The 18,080-nt window shown below is 62.1% G+C and carries 15 protein-coding genes and 1 pseudogene; 5 read left to right on the top strand and 11 right to left on the bottom strand.

All coding sequences use genetic code 11. The features are described 5' to 3' along the window. The first annotated feature begins 37 nt into the window (after positions 1-37). Positions 38-1,042 carry a LacI family DNA-binding transcriptional regulator gene (locus ACR52_RS00870; protein ID WP_048719428.1) on the top strand — a complete coding sequence of 335 codons (1,005 nt, stop codon included), beginning with the start codon at positions 38-40 and terminating at the stop codon, positions 1,040-1,042. On the opposite strand, the gene ACR52_RS00865 is transcribed toward ACR52_RS00870, so the two are convergent. From ACR52_RS00865 to ACR52_RS00840, 6 genes are all read right to left on the bottom strand, one after another. Beyond that, on the bottom strand, positions 1,039-1,764 hold the full coding sequence (locus ACR52_RS00865) for an SDR family oxidoreductase (RefSeq protein ID WP_048719426.1): 726 nt from the start codon (positions 1,762-1,764) through the stop codon (positions 1,039-1,041). The two genes, ACR52_RS00870 and ACR52_RS00865, sit on opposite strands and share 4 nt — an antisense overlap. A 138-nt stretch (positions 1,765-1,902) precedes the next feature. Continuing rightward, positions 1,903-3,435, bottom strand: a complete 1,533-nt coding sequence (locus ACR52_RS00860) for an FGGY-family carbohydrate kinase (protein ID WP_048719425.1) — start codon at positions 3,433-3,435, stop codon at positions 1,903-1,905. Between the two features lie 2 nt (positions 3,436-3,437). Further along, positions 3,438-4,517, bottom strand: coding sequence for an alcohol dehydrogenase catalytic domain-containing protein (locus ACR52_RS00855; RefSeq protein WP_048719423.1), 1,080 nt, complete (start codon positions 4,515-4,517; stop codon positions 3,438-3,440). Between the two features lie 27 nt (positions 4,518-4,544). Beyond that, positions 4,545-5,537 (bottom strand): ABC transporter permease, encoded by a 993-nt coding sequence (locus ACR52_RS00850; protein WP_048720475.1) that lies wholly within the window; start codon positions 5,535-5,537, stop codon positions 4,545-4,547. After that, on the bottom strand, positions 5,503-7,011 hold the full coding sequence (locus ACR52_RS00845) for a sugar ABC transporter ATP-binding protein (protein ID WP_048719421.1): 1,509 nt from the start codon (positions 7,009-7,011) through the stop codon (positions 5,503-5,505). Before ACR52_RS00845 ends, ACR52_RS00850 begins: the two co-directional genes overlap by 35 nt. A 63-nt stretch (positions 7,012-7,074) precedes the next feature. Beyond that, positions 7,075-7,998: a substrate-binding domain-containing protein gene (locus ACR52_RS00840; protein ID WP_048719419.1), complete on the bottom strand. Its 924-nt coding sequence runs from the start codon at positions 7,996-7,998 to the stop codon at positions 7,075-7,077. A 206-nt stretch (positions 7,999-8,204) separates the two neighbouring features. Between ACR52_RS00840 and ACR52_RS00835 the strand changes: the two genes are divergently transcribed. Beyond that, positions 8,205-8,906 carry a sterol desaturase family protein gene (locus ACR52_RS00835; RefSeq protein WP_048719417.1) on the top strand — a complete coding sequence of 234 codons (702 nt, stop codon included), beginning with the start codon at positions 8,205-8,207 and terminating at the stop codon, positions 8,904-8,906. Between the two features lie 5 nt (positions 8,907-8,911). Here the strand turns inward: ACR52_RS00835 and ACR52_RS00830 are convergent, their stop codons facing one another. The 3 genes from ACR52_RS00830 to ACR52_RS00820 form a co-directional block, all read right to left on the bottom strand. Further along, complete coding sequence (locus ACR52_RS00830; protein WP_048719415.1) at positions 8,912-10,357, bottom strand: pre-peptidase C-terminal domain-containing protein; 1,446 nt, start codon at positions 10,355-10,357, stop codon at positions 8,912-8,914. Between the two features lie 164 nt (positions 10,358-10,521). Then, on the bottom strand, positions 10,522-10,884 hold the full coding sequence (locus ACR52_RS00825) for a hypothetical protein (RefSeq protein WP_048719413.1): 363 nt from the start codon (positions 10,882-10,884) through the stop codon (positions 10,522-10,524). Positions 10,885-11,020: 136 nt separating this feature from the next. Further along, positions 11,021-12,058: a lipocalin-like domain-containing protein gene (locus ACR52_RS00820; protein WP_152687575.1), complete on the bottom strand. Its 1,038-nt coding sequence runs from the start codon at positions 12,056-12,058 to the stop codon at positions 11,021-11,023. 19 nt (positions 12,059-12,077) lie between these two features. On the opposite strand from ACR52_RS00820, the pseudogene ACR52_RS31650 reads away from it, so the two are divergent. Then, positions 12,078-12,164: pseudogene (locus ACR52_RS31650) on the top strand (outer membrane lipoprotein carrier protein LolA); the annotation flags it as partial. Positions 12,165-12,188: 24 nt separating this feature from the next. Here the strand turns inward: ACR52_RS31650 and ACR52_RS00815 are convergent. Continuing rightward, the gene (locus ACR52_RS00815) at positions 12,189-14,651 is read right to left on the bottom strand and encodes an ABC transporter permease (protein ID WP_048719411.1); all 2,463 of its coding nucleotides are present in this window, start codon (positions 14,649-14,651) and stop codon (positions 12,189-12,191) included. A 1-nt stretch (position 14,652) separates the two neighbouring features. Further along, a complete protein-coding gene (locus ACR52_RS00810) occupies positions 14,653-15,321 on the bottom strand; it encodes an ABC transporter ATP-binding protein (protein ID WP_048719409.1) in 669 nt (222 codons plus the stop codon). 264 nt (positions 15,322-15,585) lie between these two features. On the opposite strand from ACR52_RS00810, the gene pmrG reads away from it, so the two are divergent. Together pmrG and arnT are read left to right on the top strand one after the other, a co-directional pair. Next, positions 15,586-16,260, top strand: coding sequence for a lipopolysaccharide core heptose(II)-phosphate phosphatase PmrG (gene pmrG, locus ACR52_RS00805; RefSeq protein ID WP_048720471.1), 675 nt, complete (start codon positions 15,586-15,588; stop codon positions 16,258-16,260). Positions 16,261-16,415: 155 nt separating this feature from the next. Then, entirely contained in the window at positions 16,416-18,074 is a 1,659-nt protein-coding gene (gene arnT, locus ACR52_RS00800) for a lipid IV(A) 4-amino-4-deoxy-L-arabinosyltransferase (protein ID WP_048719406.1), read from the top strand. Positions 18,075-18,080 lie beyond the last annotated feature (6 nt).

The following is an 18,080-nucleotide window of genomic DNA, read 5'->3' as shown; positions in this document are numbered from 1 at the left end:
TGCTAGCCTGCGGGTGTGTCCCTTCGCAGCCTTACCGATGAACAAGAAAAAGTCCGTCACGATCAGCGACATCGCCAAACGGGTCAACATGACCACCATCACGGTGTCCCGGGCGCTGAACAAACCTGATCAGGTCAAACCCGCCACCCTGGCGCGCATTCTCGAAGTGGCGCGGGAGCTGGACTACGTGCCCAACGCCTTCGCCCGTGGGCTCAAGCGCAGTGAAAGCCTGATCATCGGCGTGATCACCGCGTCGGTGGACAACCCGTTCTACAGCGAGATGATCAAGGCGATTTCCCGCGAGGCGAAACAGCACGGCTACACCATCATGCTGGTGGACACCGATGAGCTGGAAGAGCTCGAAAGCAAGGCGGTGGATACCCTGCTGGGCTACCGCGTGGCGGGCATCATCCTGTCGCCGGTCTCCGATGAACCGAGCTACCAGCCCGACTACCTGGAACGCCTGGGCAACGGCAAGACCCCGGTGGTGCTGCTCGACCGCACGATCCACGACAGCCCGTTCAGCCGCGTCGTGCTCGACAACTACCACAGCGGTATCCAGGCCGCGCACTACCTGTTGCGCCAGACACCCGACCTTGCGCGCCTGCTGGTGTTGACCGGCCCCGAGCATTCACGCATCACCGTCGAGCGCCTCAAGGGCCTGCGCGAAGTGCTAGCCGAGCATCCGCACGTACAGGTTGAAGTACAGGCCGGCGACTACACGCTGATGCCTTCCTACCTGCATACCCTCGACTACCTGGCCGAACACTCGGCACCGGACGCGATCATGGGTTTCAACCAGTTGATCACCCTCGGTGCCCTGCGTGCATTGCGCATGCACAACATCCCCCACGACAGCCTGACCATCTGCGGCATCGACCGCCTGCCCTTCGCCGATATCTTCGGCGTGCCGATCGCCTGCGTGGCCCACGACGCCTCCCTGGCCGGCAGCAGCGCAGTGCGCCTGCTGCTCGACCGCCTGCAAGACCCGCACAAGCCACGGGACAAGGTGGTAATTGCCGGCCAGCTGGAGAACGGCTAGCGGCTGGTGTAGCCACCGTCGATTGGCAGGCTCACGCCGCTGATCATGCTCGCGGCGCTGCTCAGCAGGAACAGCACCGGCAACGCGACCTCCACGGTTTCAGCAAATCGCCCAAGGGGTATGGCCGCCAGCGCAGGGTCGCGCTTGGCCGGGTCAGACCAGGCCATGGTCGCCATCGGCGTGAGCGTGACCGTGGGGTTGACGCTGTTGACGCGGATGCCATAGCGGCCCCACTCGGCACACTGCACACGAGTGATCGCATCCAGTGCGGCCTTGGAGGCGCAGTAGCCGAGGTGGTCGTCCAGCGCCACCAGGGAAGCCTGGCTGGAGACGTTGACGATGCTGCCGGCGAGCTTTGCCTCGATCATTTTTGCCGCCACGCGGCTGGCCACCTGGGCGGCGGCGCGGGCGTTGACGTTCATCACCTGGTCGAACGCGGCGGCGCTGATGGCCGTGGCAGGTTCCAGCCGCGAGATGCCGGCGCAGTTGACCAGCCCGTGCAGTGGCGGCAGGGCTTGCAGGGCGCTGTCGAGGGTGATGCTGTCGGCGATGTCCAGGCACAGGGTCTGGCAGCCGAGCTGCGACAGGGCTTGCGCGTCGCGGCCGAGGGCGAAGACTTCGGCGCCGCTTTTTATCAGCTGCAGGGCAATTTCGCGGCCGATGCCGCTGCTGGCGCCGGTGACGAGGATGCGGTGGTGGGTGAAATCAAAGGTAGTGGTCATGAATAAAGACCTCGAAGTCCATAAAGATCCGGATGTGGGAGGGGGCTTGCTCCCGATAGTGGTGGGTCAGTCAATACATGTATCTCTGACACGCCGTCATCGGGAGCAAGCCCCCTCCCACATTTGTACCGCGCAGGTTCAGTTGATTTGCAGGCTATGCATGATCGGTTTCAGCGCGGGATACAGCTTCAGGTACTCGGCAAATGCGCGGTCATAAGCCTCGACATTCTCCGCCTTGGGCTCAGCCCGCAACTCCAACTGCACCCACCCCTTGTCCATCTCCCCATCACTCACCAACCCCACCGTATGCGCCGCCAGCAACGCGGCGCCCATGGCGGCTTCCACCTCCTGAACAATGGTGTACACCGGGTACCGCGTGACATCGGCAATGATCTGCATCCACAAATCCGAATGGCTCGCGCCACCCACCACAATCAAGCGCGGGTCCAGGGAGTGCGCGCCCCGCGTACCCGCTTCGATGTTATGGCGCAGGGCAAAACTCACCCCTTCCAGCACCGCGCGGTAGAGGTGAATCCGGCTGTGAAACAGGTTCAATCCGACAAAACTGCCACTGGCCCGATCATCCCAGACCGGGCTGCGCTCACCCATCAGGTACGGCAGGAACAACAAGCCTTCGCTGCCCGCAGGGATCTTCATTGCGCTGTGTTCCAGCAACACCAGGCTGTCCTGACCGGTCGCCTTGGCCTGTTGCTCCTCGGCCTGGCAGAACTGTTCGCGAAACCAGCTGACCGACGCCCCGGCAGTGATCGCTCCGCCGAAGATGTACAGGTCCTGATGGCCGTTGTAGACGTGGGGAAAGCTCACCAGACCATGGCGTGCATCCACGTGCTGGTTCAGGTAGCCCCAGCACATACTGGTGCCGATCATCGCCACGTGGTTACCCGGCTGTGTAACACCCGCAGCCAGGGTCGCCATGGCCGCATCAACGCCGCCCGCAAGGATTGGCGTGCCTGCCTGCAGCCCCAGGCGCGTGGCCCAGGTCTCCAGCAGCCCACCCACCACTTCAGCGGAATACACCAGCCGTTCGGGCATCATCGCCAGGGGAATTTCCAGTGCCGCGAGCATCTCTTCAGACCAGCCCCGCTGCGCCACGTCATACACCCCGCCGATATTGCCGGCGCTGCTATGGTCCACCGCCAACTCGCCGGTGAGGCACCAATTGATGTAGCTGTTCGGCGGCAGCAGGTAGCGCGTATTGGCCCATACCTCAGGCTCATGCTGCTTGAGCCAGAGCATCTTGGTGAAGCCGTAGTAACTGTCCACCGAGTTGCCGGTGACCGCGAACAGCCGCTCCAGGTCCACATGCTCACGCACCCACGCCACTTGCTCGCCTGCGCGCCGGTCCATCCAGATCAGGCACGGGTGCAGCGGCGTGATCTGCGCGTCTACGGCAATCCCCGAGCCGCCGTACAGGCTGCTGACGCACAACGCCTTGACCTGATCCTTGGCCACACCGGCCTTGGCCATGCACTGCGCGACGCACGCCTCGACGGCGTCCAGCCAAACCTGCGGCCATTGCTCGGCCCAACGCACTTTCGGGGTATCCACGCGATACCCCTGGCTGTGCTGGGCGATGATCGTGCCTCGACCATCCATCAGCAATGCCTTGGTGCTCTGGGTTCCAATGTCGACCCCCATCACGTATTCCATGATCAGTTCACCGGCTTCAGCAGCACCTTGATCGACTTCGTCGAGTTGGCCAGCTCGAAGGCTTCGGCAAAATCGTCCAGGGGGAAGTCATGGGTGACGATGCCCTTGGACGTGACCAGGCCGCGCTCGAACAGGTCGATGGCGATCGGGTAGCAATACGGCCCGAGGTGCGCGCCGCGTACGTCCAGTTCCTTGCGGTCGCCGATGATCGACCAGTCGACGCTGGTCTCGGCGCCAAACACGCTGAACTCGACAAAACGCCCGAGTTTGCGGATCAGGTCAAGGCCCTGGGTCACGCCCGCCGGTACGCCAGTCGTTTCGATGTACACGTCGCAGCCGTAGTTGTCGGTGAGGCCATTGATGATTTCACGGGCGTTGTCGCGGGACGGGTTGATCACCACGTCAGCGCCGAATTTTTTCGCCAGTTCCAGGCGCTCGTCAACCATGTCGATCACCACCAGTTTCTTCGGTGTCTTCAGTGCAGCGACCTGGACCATGCAAAGGCCAAGGGTGCCGGCGCCGGCGATCACCACCACATCATCGAGCTGCACATCGCCCCGGTTGACGGTGTGGATCGAGCAGGCCATCGGCTCCACCAGCGCGGAGTCTTCCAGCGACACCGACTCGGGAATCTTGTGCACGATGGCCGTCTTGGGGATGCGCATGTACTGGGCCATGCCGCCTTCAGCCACTTCACGCTGGAAGCCAAAGATGTTGTGCACTTCGCACATCCAGTATTTGCCCGACTTGCAGAAGCGGCACTTGGCGCACGGCACGATCTGCTCGGCGATCACCTTGTCACCGACTTTGACCTCGAAGTGCTCCTCGGCACCCTCGCCAGCCTCCACCACGTAGCCGAAAAACTCATGCCCCGGCACCACCGGTGCCTTGACCCACGGGTTGTCGCCACCCCAGAACATCGCCGCGCCCGAGTGGCATTTGCAGTCACTGGCACAGATGCCGCAGGCGGCGATGCGGATCACCAGCTCAAAGGCGCGTGCCTGGGGTTTGCCGATGCGTTCCAGGCGATAGTCTTTCGGGCCGTGGCAGACGACAGCTTGCATTTCGGTGTGCTTGTCCATGGTGTTCGGTCCTGTCTTGATAGGAGTTTATTTGTGGCGCTGACGGCTGATAAAAATCGCCAGCAAAATGATCCCGCCCTTGATCACGCTCTGGACGTAGGGCGAGACCCCGAGCATGTTCAGTCCGTTGTTCAATACGCCGAGCAGCATCGCGCCGAGCAAAGTCCCGACGATCACCCCGCGCCCGCCGGCAATCGATGCGCCGCCCAGCACCACGGCGGCAATCGCGTCCAGCTCGAACGAGACACCGGCATTCGGCTGGCCGCTCATCAGGCGTGAGGTCAGCACCAGCCCGGCAATTGCGGCGGTCAGGCCACTGATGCCATACACCAGCAACTTGAAGCGCGCCGCGCGCACCCCGGACAAACGCACCGCTTCTTCATTGCCGCCGATGGCGTAGATGTACCGGCCGATGCGCGTGTGTTGCAGCAGTACGTAGGCGGCGAAGTAGGTGACCAGCATGATCAGGATCGGCACTTCAATCCCGAACAGACTCTGGCGACCGAAGAAACCGAACCACTCCGGCAGCCCGGAAATCGGGTAGCCGTCGGTGTACATCAGGCCCAGGCCACGGGCGATGCCCATGGTCGCCAGGGTGACGATGATCGGCGGCATGTGCAGGTAGGCGACAAAGAGCCCGTTGCCGATACCGAAGGCCACGCCGATCAGCATCCCGGCGCCAATCGCCAGCCCTGGCGGCAGGCCCGCGACCATCAAACCCGCGGTCAAGGTGCCGGACAACGCCATCACCGGCCCCACCGACAAATCGATGCCACCGGTGAGAATTACGCAGGTCATGCCCACCGCGATAATCGCGTTGATCGACACCTGCCGGGCGATGTTCGACAGGTTGCTGGTGGTGAGGAACGTGTCGCTGGCGAGGATCATCACCAGGGTCACTACCACCAGCCCGACGAAGGGATAGAACGCCGGCGAGCGCACCAGCCGCGCCAGGTTCAGGCGCAACCGGCTGGTGTCGACGGCGTTAATGGACGTATTCACTTGAGCCTCCTGTTGCATGGCGCATGACCTCTTGAGGATTGACGGCAGACGCTTCGAGTACCTTGACGATGGCGCCCTTGTGGAACACAGCGACGCGGTCGCACATGCCGATGACTTCGGGCAGTTCGGAAGAAATCATGATGATGGCGTAGCCCTGTTCGGTGAGGCTGCGCATCAACGCGTAGATCTGCGCCTTGGCGCCGACGTCGATGCCGCGGGTGGGCTCATCGAACACCAGCACGTCGCAGTGGTGGTTGATCCAGCGCGCGATCACTACCTTTTGCTGGTTGCCGCCGCTGAGGTTGAACACCCGGCTTTCGCCACTCGGCGCCTTGATCGACAGCTGCTTCATCAGGCCGTCGACGCTGGCGCATTCACGGCCCTTGTCGATCAGGCCGCTGGCGTTCTGGTATTTGGGCAGGTTGTTCAGCGAGATGTTTTCGCGAATGCTGAAGTCGGTGATCAGCCCCTCGCTCTTGCGGCTTTCCGGGAGCAGGCCGATGCCGTGGGCCAGCGCCTGGGCCGGGTCGTCGAGGGTGATTTTTTCACCGCGCAGCCACACGTCTTTGCTCACTGACGGCAGTGCGCCCATCATGCCCAGGGCCAGCTCGGTGCGGCCGGAACCGACCAGTCCGGCAAAGCCCAGGATCTCGCCTTTGTGCAGTTTGAAGGTGTTGTGCGGACCGTTGCGCACCAGTTGGATGTCCTTGACCTCGAGCAACAATGCGCCGCGCTCGGTGGTCGGTTTGGGCGGAAAACTGCACTCCAGGCGGCGGCCGACCATCATTTCCACCAGGCGGTCGATATCGCTGTCGGCCACATCGGTGACGCCCACATTGCCGCCGTCGCGCAGCACGCTGATGCGGTCGCACACCTGGAAAATTTCCTCCAGGTGGTGCGAGATAAAAATCACCGCCACGCCCTGGCGCTTGAGCTCGCGCATGATCTCGAACAGCAGTTCGGCTTCGCTCGGCGTCAACGTCGCAGTGGGCTCATCGAGCACCAGCAAGCGCGCATCCAGGGCCAGGGCCTTGGCGATTTCGACAAATTGCTGCTCGGCCACGCTCAGGTGCTTGACCGCGCATTGCAGGTTGATCGTCACTCCAAGACGCTTGAACAACGCCTCGGACGCCTCGACCATCTCGCGCTTGCGCAGCAGGCCAAAGCGGTTACTCAGCTCGTGGCCGAGGAAGATATTTTCCACTGCCGTGAGGTAGGGAATCAGGCTGAATTCCTGGAACACGATGCCGATACCGGCGGCAATTGCATCGCGGTAGGTCGCAAAATGTCGCGCCTGGCCGTCGATCAGAATCTGCCCTTCGTCCTGATGCTCGACACCGCCGAGGATCTTCATCAGGGTCGATTTTCCCGCGCCATTTTCCCCAAGCAATGCGTGAATTTCGCCGCGTTCCACTTGCAGGTTGATGGACTTGAGGGCCTGTACCCCCGGGTAACGCTTACAGATGTTTTCCAGCTTCAGAAGAGTGCTCATACCGCCGACCCCGTATTCAGAAGGATGACCTGGGCCCCACGGTTGGCGTGGGGCCTGGGTGATTTACCAGCTGAAGTCCTTGGCCTTGGCCTGGTCGATCAAGGTGATGTCCACCGGGATCGTGGCGGGCACTTGCGAGCCCCACTTCTTGGCCAGGGCAATGCCCAGGGCGAGGCGGATCTGGTCGCGCGGGTATTGGGCGGAGGTGGCGATGAATTTGCTGCCGGGTTTCTGGATCGCCTTGATCGCTTCCGGCGCGCCGTCAACGCTCACCAACTTCACGTCCAGGCCGCTGGCTTCGATGGCCGAAAGCGCGCCGAGGGAGCCGTTGTCGTTGACGCTGAAAATGCCCTTGAGGGTGGGCTGGGCCTGCAGCATGTTTTCGGTGACGGTCAGCGCCTGGTCACGTTCCTGCTTGCCGTTCTGGATGCTGACGATCTTGATGTCCGGGTGTTTGGCCACGGCCTCTTTGCAACCGCGTACACGTTCCAGGATAGGCACCACGGCGATGCCGTCGAGGATGGCGATGTTGCCTTTGTTGCCAATGTTTTTGGCCAGGTATTCACAGGCCTGGAAGCCGGCGTCGAAGTTTTTCGAGCCAACGAAGGAATCCAGCGGGCCATCGGCTTGGGCGTCCACCGCCACCACCACGACGCCGGCAGCGTGGGCGGATTTGACGGCCGATTGCACGCCGACCGAGTCCGTCGGGTTGATCAGCAGGATGTCGATGCCTTTTTGCAGCATGTCTTCGACGTCGCTGACCTGCTTGGACACGTCGTGGCGGGCGTCAGTGATGATGAGTTTCGCACCGATGGTCGCGCCGGCTTCTTCCAGGGCGTTTTTCATCGTGACGAAATAGGGGTTATTGATTTCCTGGAACGACGCACCGATGCGGATGGGCTTGGCGGCGTCGGCGAAGGCAGGGGAAGCGGTACCGAGGGTGATGCTTACAGCCAATAAACTCAGGGTTTTCGAGAGCATTTTCATGGCGTGGGTCTCTGTTTTGTTTTTATTTTTAGAGCAAATGTTATCGATAACATTTTTCGAGAAACTAGCAAGTAAATGAGGTGGGCGCAAGCCCCCGTTGGTCGGCAGCGGTCAAAATGTGGGAGGTGCGTACCGCGCAAAAACTCGCACATTCGCGACTGCCAACTAAGCTCAGACTCCAATAAAAAAATACCGAGCTTCCCGTCATGGCCCATCCTACCGAGACCTTTCGCGCCCGCTACCGCGCTGCCGTGAGCCCCCATTACAACCCCTGGCTCCACGCCAGCTTCGTCCTCGGCTACGGCGTTTTCTGCATCACCCTGGCCTGGTCCAGTACTGCGCAGATCACCGCGCTGCAATGGCTGACAGTCCCCCTGACCCTGGTGTTCTTCAACCTCTGCATCTACCTCGTCCACCGCCACCTCGGCCACCACAAACACGCCCTGGCCAGGCTGTTCTACGCACGCCACACCGGTGATCACCACAGTTTCTTCACCCCCGGCCACATGACCTACGATAGCCCCAGGGACTGGCGCGTGATTCTGTTCCCCACTTGGTTGATCGTGTTGCACAGCCTGGCGATCACCCTCCCCGCCTGGTGGCTGCTCCAGCGACTGAGCCCCAACGTGGCCGGTTTGTTTGCCGGGTGCATGATCCTCGGTTACCTGCTCTACGAAGTGTTCCACGCCTGCGAACACCTGCCCGCCGAACACCCGGTGGCGCGCCTGCCGTGGATTCGCCAGATGCACCGGTTGCACGCCCTGCATCACCGCCGCGAGCTGATGCAGGGGCGCAATTTCAATATCGTCCTGCCGCTGATGGACTACCTGTTCGGCACCCTGCATTGGGAGCCCGCCCACAAAAAAGGGGGCAGCCCAAACGGACTGCCCCCTGCCTCACTCAAGTAAAACGGTTAGCGCACGATGCGCTGGCTGCAGATATGCCCCAGGCTGACGTACTGCGAGATATTGCCGCCCACGCCCACACCCGGGAACTCCTTAAGCTCGATGCGCCAGCCGCCCTCGTTGAACCAGGTATCCCAGTTGTACGTCTGGCCGGACCCACTGTCCGGGTAGACCGCGTGGTTGTCGCCGGAGCAGGTGCCCAGGTCGACATTGCCCGAGGCGGCACCCGTGATGCCGGTCTTGGCCTCATAGTTGACCCAGTTGTAAGGGCCACTGAAGCGCTTGTCGACCCGAAGTACCGGGGTGATACCCCGCAGTGGCTCGCCGGTGCTGTCTGACCATCGGGTGCTCCAGCTCAAGCTGCGGGCCGCCTGGGTGGCCAGCTGGAAGACCGAGCTGGGGATGCGCACCACGTTGTCGCCGTTCACATCGTACTGGTCCAGGCGTGGCGCCGAGCCCAGGCTCAAGGTGTATTTCGCCTGCGGGTTCAGCGCCACCGCCGGGTTGGCTCGCACACGCACCTTGACGGTGTAGCCCGGGGTCAGGTTCGGGTAGGTCGAAGTGGAGCCCTGCAGGATTTCCACCCATTTATTGCCATCGAACCGCTCAAAGATCCACTGGTTCCGCGTGCCCGCACCGTCATCGCCGAGGAACATGCCCACACCCTGGCCGCGCAGCGAGGTGAAGTCGAAATAATCAACATCGTTGACGCTGTCGAGGTTGCCCATCACTTGGTTCAACCCATCCGGCAACGCAAACGCGGTTTGCGCGGTGTCGTTGGGTTCAAAGGCGTCGATATTGCTGTCCACCGCCACCCCGAAACTGAACTGCGCGTCGCTCGCGGTGTTGGCCACCATGAACCAGTAATAGTCACCGGCCTGCAGCACACCGTTGAGGTATTCATCGGCATTGCCGGTGTTGTCGGAGGTGCCCAAGGCGGTCAGGTTACCCTGGCCATCATCGTGGAACAGGGTCAACGACATGTCGGTACCGGCGCTCTGGTTCAGCAGCTGTACCTGCACTCGCGCATTCTTCGGCAGGTTGAAGTGGTAGGCGATTTGCGCACCGGTCTCCACGCCCGTGAGGGTGTACAGCGTATTGATATCCAGGGTTGGAAACAGCGGTGTGAACGCAGCGATTGCAGCCTGTTTCAGCTGCGCCTGGTCGGGTTTTTTCAGCTCGCCAACCTTGGCGTCAACCGCCACGTTGCTGGGAGCCGCCTGACTCGCAGGCGCCTTGGACTTGCCGGCCTTGGCTGCATTGAGCTTTTGCTTGAGAGCGTCCGAGACCTGGGTAGTTTCCAGCGTGCCGCCGGGTTGCAGCGCTTTATCCACGGCCTGTTTGAGCGTTTGTGCGCTGAGTTTCGGGAGGGTTGGTTCGGCCAGGGCAAAGGCCGAAACGAAGCAGGAGGCCGCCATGGCCGCGCCCAGCATAAAGGCTTTTTTCGATTTCATTTTTTATCCATCCATAGTTAAAAACTGAAGGTCAGGTGACATCCGGTCACCTGGGATGGACTGTAGGATAATGCTGGATGGATGTACAGTATATTTTGGAAAAATATGGAACCCCGAGGAAGGAAAAATGCAGGAAAACGAGCTACCCGCTAAAGCCACGTGCATCAATAGCCCCAGCTAATAATCCAAATCATCGTAAGGCGATATGGCCATACGGCCCAACGCTTAAGTGATAGGGGAACAGAGGCCAACTCTGCCTCAGTCACAAGACCTTCTTTCACGTAGCGTTTTGACGTTAACAGGAGATCAATCATCAGGCCCATGCGATGAAATCTGCCAAACCGCGGCTTTGGTCCCCAGAGTTGCTTACGTTTACGAACCTGCCCCGACGTCACCAGCCCCCGGCGCAAGTGATAATTCAACACATCAAAATGGTCAGAGCGCTGCCGACTCAGACCGTACCCCATCAATCGGGTTTTCAAACTGCCGTAGTCGATTGTCTTGTCGTTGATGTATCCCTGCGCCATGCCTTACATCCTTGATGCAATGAAGTTGGCGTCGAAATATAGGCAAGCGAATCCCCCCGGGACACAAGCCCGGAAGGGGCACAACACATTTGGGAAGTTGCCTACGCAGAAGAAGATCAGCGCCTACAGAAAAGCGCTAATACCCGGTCATCTCCAGGTACCCCACCCCACCCTCAAACCTCACCGGTCCTTCCCAGTACGGAATACTCAGGTTCATCCAGGCCTTCGGGTTGACGGCTTCAGTGGTGATATCCAGCTGTTTGCCGGGAATTTTCAGCGACCAGCGTGTAGGAATGCTGCGCCCGTCGATGTCGGTGGTGGCCAGCGGCGTGAGTTGGATATCGGCGTTGTGCAGGGTTTGCGTATGGCCCTCGCGGTCGATCCAGGTGCCGGTGAGATAGCCCGCGCCGTCTTTTTGCCGCACGCGAAACAGCATCAACTGCTCGCCACGGTCCAGGTGCAGGGAGAACCAGTCCCAGCCGGTCTGGCTGGCGGAGAGGGGTTGGCTGCTCCACTCGCGGTCTAACCAGGCCGGGCCGGTGACCTGATACACCTTGCCGTCAATGCTGACGCTGCCCGTGGCGGTGAAAAACGGTTGGCTGTAGTAATACGACGCCTGGCCCTGGTCGGACTTGCGGCTGTAGCCGTTGTCGCCCTGCAGCACCAGCGGGCGGCTGGAGGTCAGGTGCAAATCGTAGGCGAACTGCGGGCCGCCGGCCTTGAGTTGCATGTCTGCCAAGGGGCTGCCGGCGCCGGGGCGGGTGGTGAATTTCCAGTCATCGATCCAGGCGTTGAACGGCTCTGCCTGGGCACCGGCCTGGTCGACGCCACCACGGGCGTAGCGTTCGGCGGCGTAGTGGCGGGTTGCGGACGTGACGGCGGCATGGCCGAGCCAAATCGTCGAGTCGTGCCAACCCGGCTGCGTCGGCTCGGCCTTGAGGGCGTTGCGAAACAGGGTCCATTGCACGCCGAACAGATTGCCCTGGGCGTCTTTGAGATTGGCGGTGACGTACCACCACTCGATGCGAAAACCTGCGTGAGGGCCGTGGTCCTCGGGGAAGCTGAAAACTTTGCCTGGCACCACCTGGGCAAAGTCGGCGGCGTCACTGCCCAGGCCGGCGAAGCTTTCCTCGGGCGCAGGGATTTTGTCGCACGCGCCCAGCAGCAACAACAAAACACCTGTAGGAGCGAGCTTGCTCGCGAAAAATATCAACGATAACTTGGGCTGTCTGATGGGACGCGGCGCTCTCGAATTTTTCGCGAGCAAGCTCGCGCCTACAGAGAGCAGCACCCGGAACATGGGCTTAATCTTCATGGGCAAAGGTCCTCAACAAGTCCGCCGGGCGGCTGCGGTACAACTGCCACAGCGGCCACGCCGAGGCCAACAGCGTGGCGAGCATCGCCAGCCCCAACAATTGCGCCAACTGCCACGGGAACACCTGCAACGGCAGGCGCCAACCGAACGCCTGCACGTTGATCACCGCATCCAGGCACCACGCCAACAGCAGCCCCAACGGCAATGCCAATACCAGCGTGAGCACCGCCAGCAGCCAGGTCTGCCCGAGGTTGAGCAGCATCAGTTGCCGGCGCGTCACCCCCAGTGCCCACAGCGGTGCGAGTTGGCCGAGGCGGCTTTGGCTCTGGGTCAGCAGGCTGATAAACAGCGCCACGCCAGCGACGCTGAGGGTCAGGCTGTTCAGCGCAGCGGTGGCGGCGAAGGTGCGTTCGAACACCTGGCTCGACCAGCCCTTGAGTTGCTGTTGATCGACGATGTGGCTGTCTTCCAGGCCGAACTCGCGCTGCACTTCACGCACCAATGGCGCCACATTCGCCGGCGCTACCCGCAGGTTGAAACGCGCCGGCGACAGCGTCGGCCAGTGCGCCAACAGGTGCTGCGCGTTGACCAGCACGTGGCCCCTGGGATTGCCGTAGTCGGCGTAGATTCCCACCACTTTGGGCGACCACACGCCCTGTGGCGTGGGGATAGCGACCGCGTCACCCAATTCCACGTTCAGGCGCCGCGCCAATTGCTCGCTGAGCATCACCGTGTCGTCTTGCTGCAGCTGGTCCCACGGCGCGTTTGTCGCCTCCAGCAACGGCCAGTGCTGGCGATAGGTCGGGTCGTCGACCACGCCGAACACGTCCGCCGGCCAGCCCTGCAGTTGCACCGCGACCTGCCAGGTGGGCAATACCGTTTGCACCAGCGGTTGCTGCGTCAGCCAGCTGTTCATCTGCTCGGCCTGGGCCGGGTTTTGCGGGTTGAGGTACAGCTCGGCGGTGAGGCGTTGTTCGAGCCAGTTATTGAACGTCTGGCGAAAGCCCGAGGTCATGGAGCCCGCGCCGATATTGGCCGCCAGCGCCAACAGCAACGCCATCAACGCCAGGCTCAAGGCGGGTAATTGTTGGCGGCAGTCGGCGAGAAACCACTGCCCGAGCACGGAACGGCTACGCCCCAGTACCGCCTTCAACACACCGTTTAGCACCACCGGCAAACCCAGCGCCGCCCCCAGCAGCAAGGCCGCCATCAGCACAAAACCGGCGGCCAGGCTGTCGCCCAACGCCAGTGCCAGCAACGCGATCACCAGCGCGGTCAACGCCACCCAACCCTGACGCCGCAACCAGCGCCCATGGGCCTCATGCCAGGCCTGGGCATTGGCCAGCGCCAGCAGTGGCAAACGCGCCGCACGCCACAGGCTACTGGCCCCCGCGAGCAAGGCACCGAACAGGCTCAAGCCCAACCCGGCCACCCACCACAACGGGCTCAGGCTCAGTTGCCCCGCCACCTCGGCGCCGTAGAGCCCGCGCAGGCTGGCGGCCACATCCGGCAGCAACAGACTGGCCAGCAGGTAGCCGCTGGCAACGCCGAGCAAGCCACCGAGCAACGCCAAGGCACCCAGTTCGACAGCCAGGCTGAGGATCAACAGCCGCGCACTCACCCCACAGGCACGCAACGTGCGCAGCAGACCGCGCCGCTGTTCCAGGGCCAGGCCGATGGCGGCGTGCACGATGAACAGCCCCACCACAAAGGACAAAAAACCCAGGGCATCGAGGTTCAGGTGAAAGCTTTCGGTCAGGCGCGCGAGGTTATTGTCCTCGCCCTGTTTGAGTTGCAACGCGGCAGGCGGGGTGGGATGGCGGGCCGCGTAAGCCTTGTCGACCAGCAGTCGCGACAGGCGCCCAGGCATCTCCAGCACCGGTTGGGCAAAACCGATATCAGTCAGCAGCATGCCCGGGGCCATGTCCGCCTGCACCTGCAACGGCGGCAAGGCGTGCCCGCTCGTGGTCTGCGGCTGCGCGCCTTCCTGCAACCCCAGCGCCTGCAAGGTCTGAGGCGCGATCCAGGTACGCCCCGGAGGGTCAAAAAACGCGAGCATCTGCGCCTGGCTCAAGCGCTGCCCCGCCACGGCTCCGCTGCCGGGCAGCGACACCGGGTCGATGCCCATCAATTGCAGGCGCTGGTCCTCATGCCCCTTGAGCACCACTCGCCCCTGCACCACCGGCGACACCGGCCACCCGGCACGGCGCAGCTCGGCGAACAGCGCTTGCGGGAAACTGGCAGCGTCCGGCGCACTAAGGCTGGCCTGGGGTTCACCGCCGATCAGTTGACTGGCCCGCGCGTAGCTGTCCCGCGCCTGGCTGTTAAGCGCTTGCACGCCGGTCAACAGCGCGGTGGCCAGCCACAGCCCTGTCAGCACGCTGAAAAACTGCACGGGATGGCGCCGCCAATGGCTGAGCAGCGCGCGCAACGTCCAGTAAAAAACCGCCATCTCAGCGCGCGTCCGCCGGCACGACACGCCCGCGATGCAACACCACCTGCTGGTCTAGCCGTGCGGCGATGCGTGGGCTGTGGGTGACCATCAACAGGCTGGTGGGCGTATCGCGCAACAGGTCCAGCAGCAGTTGCAGCACGTCGTCGCTGGTGGCTTCGTCGAGGTTGCCGGTGGGTTCATCCGCCAGCAGCAAACCAGGGCGAGACGCCAGCGCGCGCCCCACCGCCACCCGCTGTTGCTGGCCACCGGAGAGTTGTTCGGGATAGCGCTTGAGCAGGTCACCCAGGCCCAGGCGCTCGACCAATTGCGCCTGCCATTGCGAATCGAAGCGCCCCGCCAGCCGGGCCTGGAAGGCCAGGTTGTCGTCCACACGCAAACTGCCGATCAGGTTGAACTGCTGGAACACCAGGCCGATTTCAGTGCGGCGCCAATGGGCCAGTTGCGCTTCGTTGAGTTGATCCAGACGCTGCTCACCCACGCGGATGCTGCCACCGTCCACCCGATCCAGCCCGGCCACCAGGTGCAACAGGGTGCTCTTGCCACTGCCCGACTCGCCCATCAGCGCCAGGCTGCTGCGCTCGCCCAAGTGCAGGTCGACACCCGCCAGCACCGCCAGCGAGCCCTGAGGGGTGGCGTAGCTTTTGAGGACACCTTGCACCTGCAACATAAACAACACTCGCGGAAAGGACGACAACCGAGAATAACGGCTGAAGCTTGGCGTCATGCAAATTTTTCACATGGTTTTCACTGGGCGCCCACCCTCGACACTTTAAATTACCCGAGATCGGCAACTTGTTAGTTGCAACACTCAACAACTTTTAGCCGCAAGATGTTCAGCGAAAAGACAGCAGCCCTGTGACAGGATTTCGCTCCACTACGGGCCGCTGTCAATGCGTTGCGCCTGTTTGATAAAACACTGCCGACAGTGCCCATGGTGAATAGTGTGGTTGACCTTAGCCTGACCAAATCGCGCTCGCGCAGGCCCCGCCTCAAGCGACTGAAACGCCTGTGCCTGGGCCTCGCCGTTGTCGGTGTGCTGCTCGCCAGCAGCCAGTGGTGGCCGGTTTCGCCAACGAACTTGAGCGTGGGCAATCGCCTGCTCACATCAGGCGTTCTGGCCAGTTGGCGCGACGGTAATTTGATCGTATTGGTACGCCATGAAGAACGTTGCGACCGCTCTGAGAACCCGTGCTTCGGCCCTGCCGACGGCCTGACTATCCACGGTACCGAGCAGGCAGAAAAAACCGGCCAAGCCTTTAAAACACTGGGGATGGAGGGCAGCGATGTGCTCAGCAGCCCGACGACCCGCACCGCCCAGACCTCGCTGTTCATGTTCGGCAAGACCCTGATCTCTCCGGGCCCGCTGGCCATCTGCGGCGACGCCATGGGCGAAGAAATGCTCACGCACAAGCTGCCCGGCCGCAACCTCGTGCTGATCACCCACAGCGCCTGCATCAACGACTTCGAACAGGCCCTCGGCTACCCCCATGCGGTGGCTGCCGAGTACGGCAGCGCGCTATTCGTCGAAGTGCTGGGCAACGGCAAGTTCAAGGCCGTGGGCATGATGAACAGCGAAGATTGGGTGGCGGCGCTCAAGCAACTCTAGACACTTTTCCACCTAGACAGCGGCTGATGTTCAGCCAAGCGACAGCCAACTTCTGGCATGTTTAGTTGCGCCTGTTAGTTAAGGACGCCATGACTTATTTCCGTAACTTAGTGAACCCCGTGCCTCTTACTGACTCGTTAAAACAGCAGGCTGTCATGAGCCGCTTAAATCCCCTTCACCTCTTGTTGCTCTTGGCCTTCGCCGCGTTTTATCTGCTGCCCCTGGGCCTGCACGGTTTATGGGTACCCGATGAAACCCGCTACGCCCAGATCAGCCAGGAAATGCTGCAGAGCGGCAACTGGGTGGCGCCGCATTTCATGGGCGTGCGTTACTTCGAAAAACCCGCCGCCGGCTATTGGTTGATCGCCCTCGGGCAGGCCGTGTTCGGCCAGAACCTGTTCGGCGTGCGCATTGCTTCGGCGTTGACCACCGGGCTGAGCGTGTTGCTCGCCTACCTGATCGCTCGCCGCCTGTGGAACAACCCTCTCAAAAGCTTCGCCTGCGCCCTGCTCTACCTGAGCTTCGGCCTGGTCGCCGGGCAAGCCGGTTACTCCAACCTCGATCCGCAATTTACCTTCTGGGTCAACCTCAGCCTGGTCGCGCTGTGGTTTGCCCTCGACAGCCGCACACCGCGTGCCCGGCTCGGCGCCTGGGCGTTGCTGGGGCTGGCTTGCGCGATGGGCTTCCTGACCAAGGGCTTTCTGGCGTGGCTGCTGCCCGTACTGATTGCCTTGCCCTATATGCTCTGGCAGCGTCGCCTGGGGGAATTGCTGCGCTATGGCCCACTGGCGGTCGCGGTCGCGGTGCTGGTCTGCCTGCCGTGGGTCTGGGCGATCCATGTGCAGGAGCCCGACTACTGGCGCTTCTTCTTCTGGAATGAACACGTTCGCCGTTTTTCCGCCGACAATGCGCAACACGTGCGGCCGTGGTGGTTCTTCCTGCCGATCATGGTGGTGGCGTGCTTGCCGTGGGCAGGGCTGTTGCCGAGCACATTGCTGAAGACGTGGAAGGAAAAACGCCAACCGGCAATCGTCTTTCTCGCCCTGTGGATGCTGCTGCCGCTGGGCTTTTTCAGCCTGAGCAACGGCAAGCTGCCGACCTACATCATGCCGTGCCTGCTGCCCCTGGCGTTGTTGATGGGGCACGCGTTGATCGACTTGATCCGCGAGCGCAAACCGCGCGCCATCTGCCTGAACGGCCTGCTCAACTTCGTGATCGGCATGGTCGCGATGGTCTCGTTGATCTACCTGCAAATCGCCAAGCCGTTGTATGGCAACAGCCATGCCGAGATGTTCAGCCTGTCGCTGACGTTCATCGTGCTGCTGGGCTGGGTCCTAGCCAACCTGCTGCAAGCGTTTCGCCCGCTGACACTGTGGGCAGTGCCGGCACTCGGCATCGGTGTGCTGGTGTTGCTGCTGCCCGTGGGCATGCCGGCGCACATCTCGGATAACGAAATGCCTGACCAGTTTGTGCTGGAACATCTGGAAGAGCTGCAGCAAACCCGAGCGCTGCTGAGCAATGAACTGGAGTCGGCATCGGCGCTGGCCTGGCGCCTGAACCGTACTGAGGTGGCGTTCTATAACACCGAAGGCGAACTGCGCTACGGCCTGCAATACGCCGACGCGGTGCACCGCAAGGTTAACCTGGACACGGTCCAGGCCTGGCTGGCCGACGCGCGCCGACAGGGTCCGGTCGGGGTACTGCTGCGGGTCAGGAGTACCAGCGAACACCGCGAAGAAGGGCAACTGCCACCCGGCGGCAAGCGCTATCGCAAGGGCGACCTGGTGCTCACCCTCTATCCGCAATCTCCTTAGGATGCG

Source organism: Pseudomonas fildesensis (assembly GCF_001050345.1).
GTDB classification, from domain to species: domain Bacteria; phylum Pseudomonadota; class Gammaproteobacteria; order Pseudomonadales; family Pseudomonadaceae; genus Aquipseudomonas; species Aquipseudomonas fildesensis.
This window is presented reverse-complemented; position numbering and strand designations above follow the sequence as displayed.

Excerpts from the sequence above, each read along its gene's own strand:
- ACR52_RS00850 (WP_048720475.1), bottom strand. The coding sequence starts at position 5,537 with ATGCAACAGGAGGCTCAAGTGAATACGTCCATTAACGCCGTCGACACC.
- ACR52_RS00865 (WP_048719426.1), bottom strand. The coding sequence starts at position 1,764 with ATGACCACTACCTTTGATTTCACCCACCACCGCATCCTCGTCACCGGC.
- pmrG (WP_048720471.1), top strand. The coding sequence starts at position 15,586 with ATGGTGAATAGTGTGGTTGACCTTAGCCTGACCAAATCGCGCTCGCGC.
- ACR52_RS00825 (WP_048719413.1), bottom strand. The coding sequence starts at position 10,884 with ATGGCGCAGGGATACATCAACGACAAGACAATCGACTACGGCAGTTTG.
- ACR52_RS00810 (WP_048719409.1), bottom strand. The coding sequence starts at position 15,321 with ATGTTGCAGGTGCAAGGTGTCCTCAAAAGCTACGCCACCCCTCAGGGC.
- ACR52_RS00840 (WP_048719419.1), bottom strand. The coding sequence starts at position 7,998 with ATGAAAATGCTCTCGAAAACCCTGAGTTTATTGGCTGTAAGCATCACC.
- ACR52_RS00830 (WP_048719415.1), bottom strand. The coding sequence starts at position 10,357 with ATGAAATCGAAAAAAGCCTTTATGCTGGGCGCGGCCATGGCGGCCTCC.
- ACR52_RS00835 (WP_048719417.1), top strand. The coding sequence starts at position 8,205 with ATGGCCCATCCTACCGAGACCTTTCGCGCCCGCTACCGCGCTGCCGTG.
- ACR52_RS00870 (WP_048719428.1), top strand. The coding sequence starts at position 38 with ATGAACAAGAAAAAGTCCGTCACGATCAGCGACATCGCCAAACGGGTC.
- ACR52_RS00855 (WP_048719423.1), bottom strand. The coding sequence starts at position 4,517 with ATGGACAAGCACACCGAAATGCAAGCTGTCGTCTGCCACGGCCCGAAA.
- ACR52_RS00845 (WP_048719421.1), bottom strand. The coding sequence starts at position 7,011 with ATGAGCACTCTTCTGAAGCTGGAAAACATCTGTAAGCGTTACCCGGGG.
- ACR52_RS00815 (WP_048719411.1), bottom strand. The coding sequence starts at position 14,651 with ATGGCGGTTTTTTACTGGACGTTGCGCGCGCTGCTCAGCCATTGGCGG.
- arnT (WP_048719406.1), top strand. The coding sequence starts at position 16,416 with ATGAGCCGCTTAAATCCCCTTCACCTCTTGTTGCTCTTGGCCTTCGCC.
- ACR52_RS00860 (WP_048719425.1), bottom strand. The coding sequence starts at position 3,435 with ATGGAATACGTGATGGGGGTCGACATTGGAACCCAGAGCACCAAGGCA.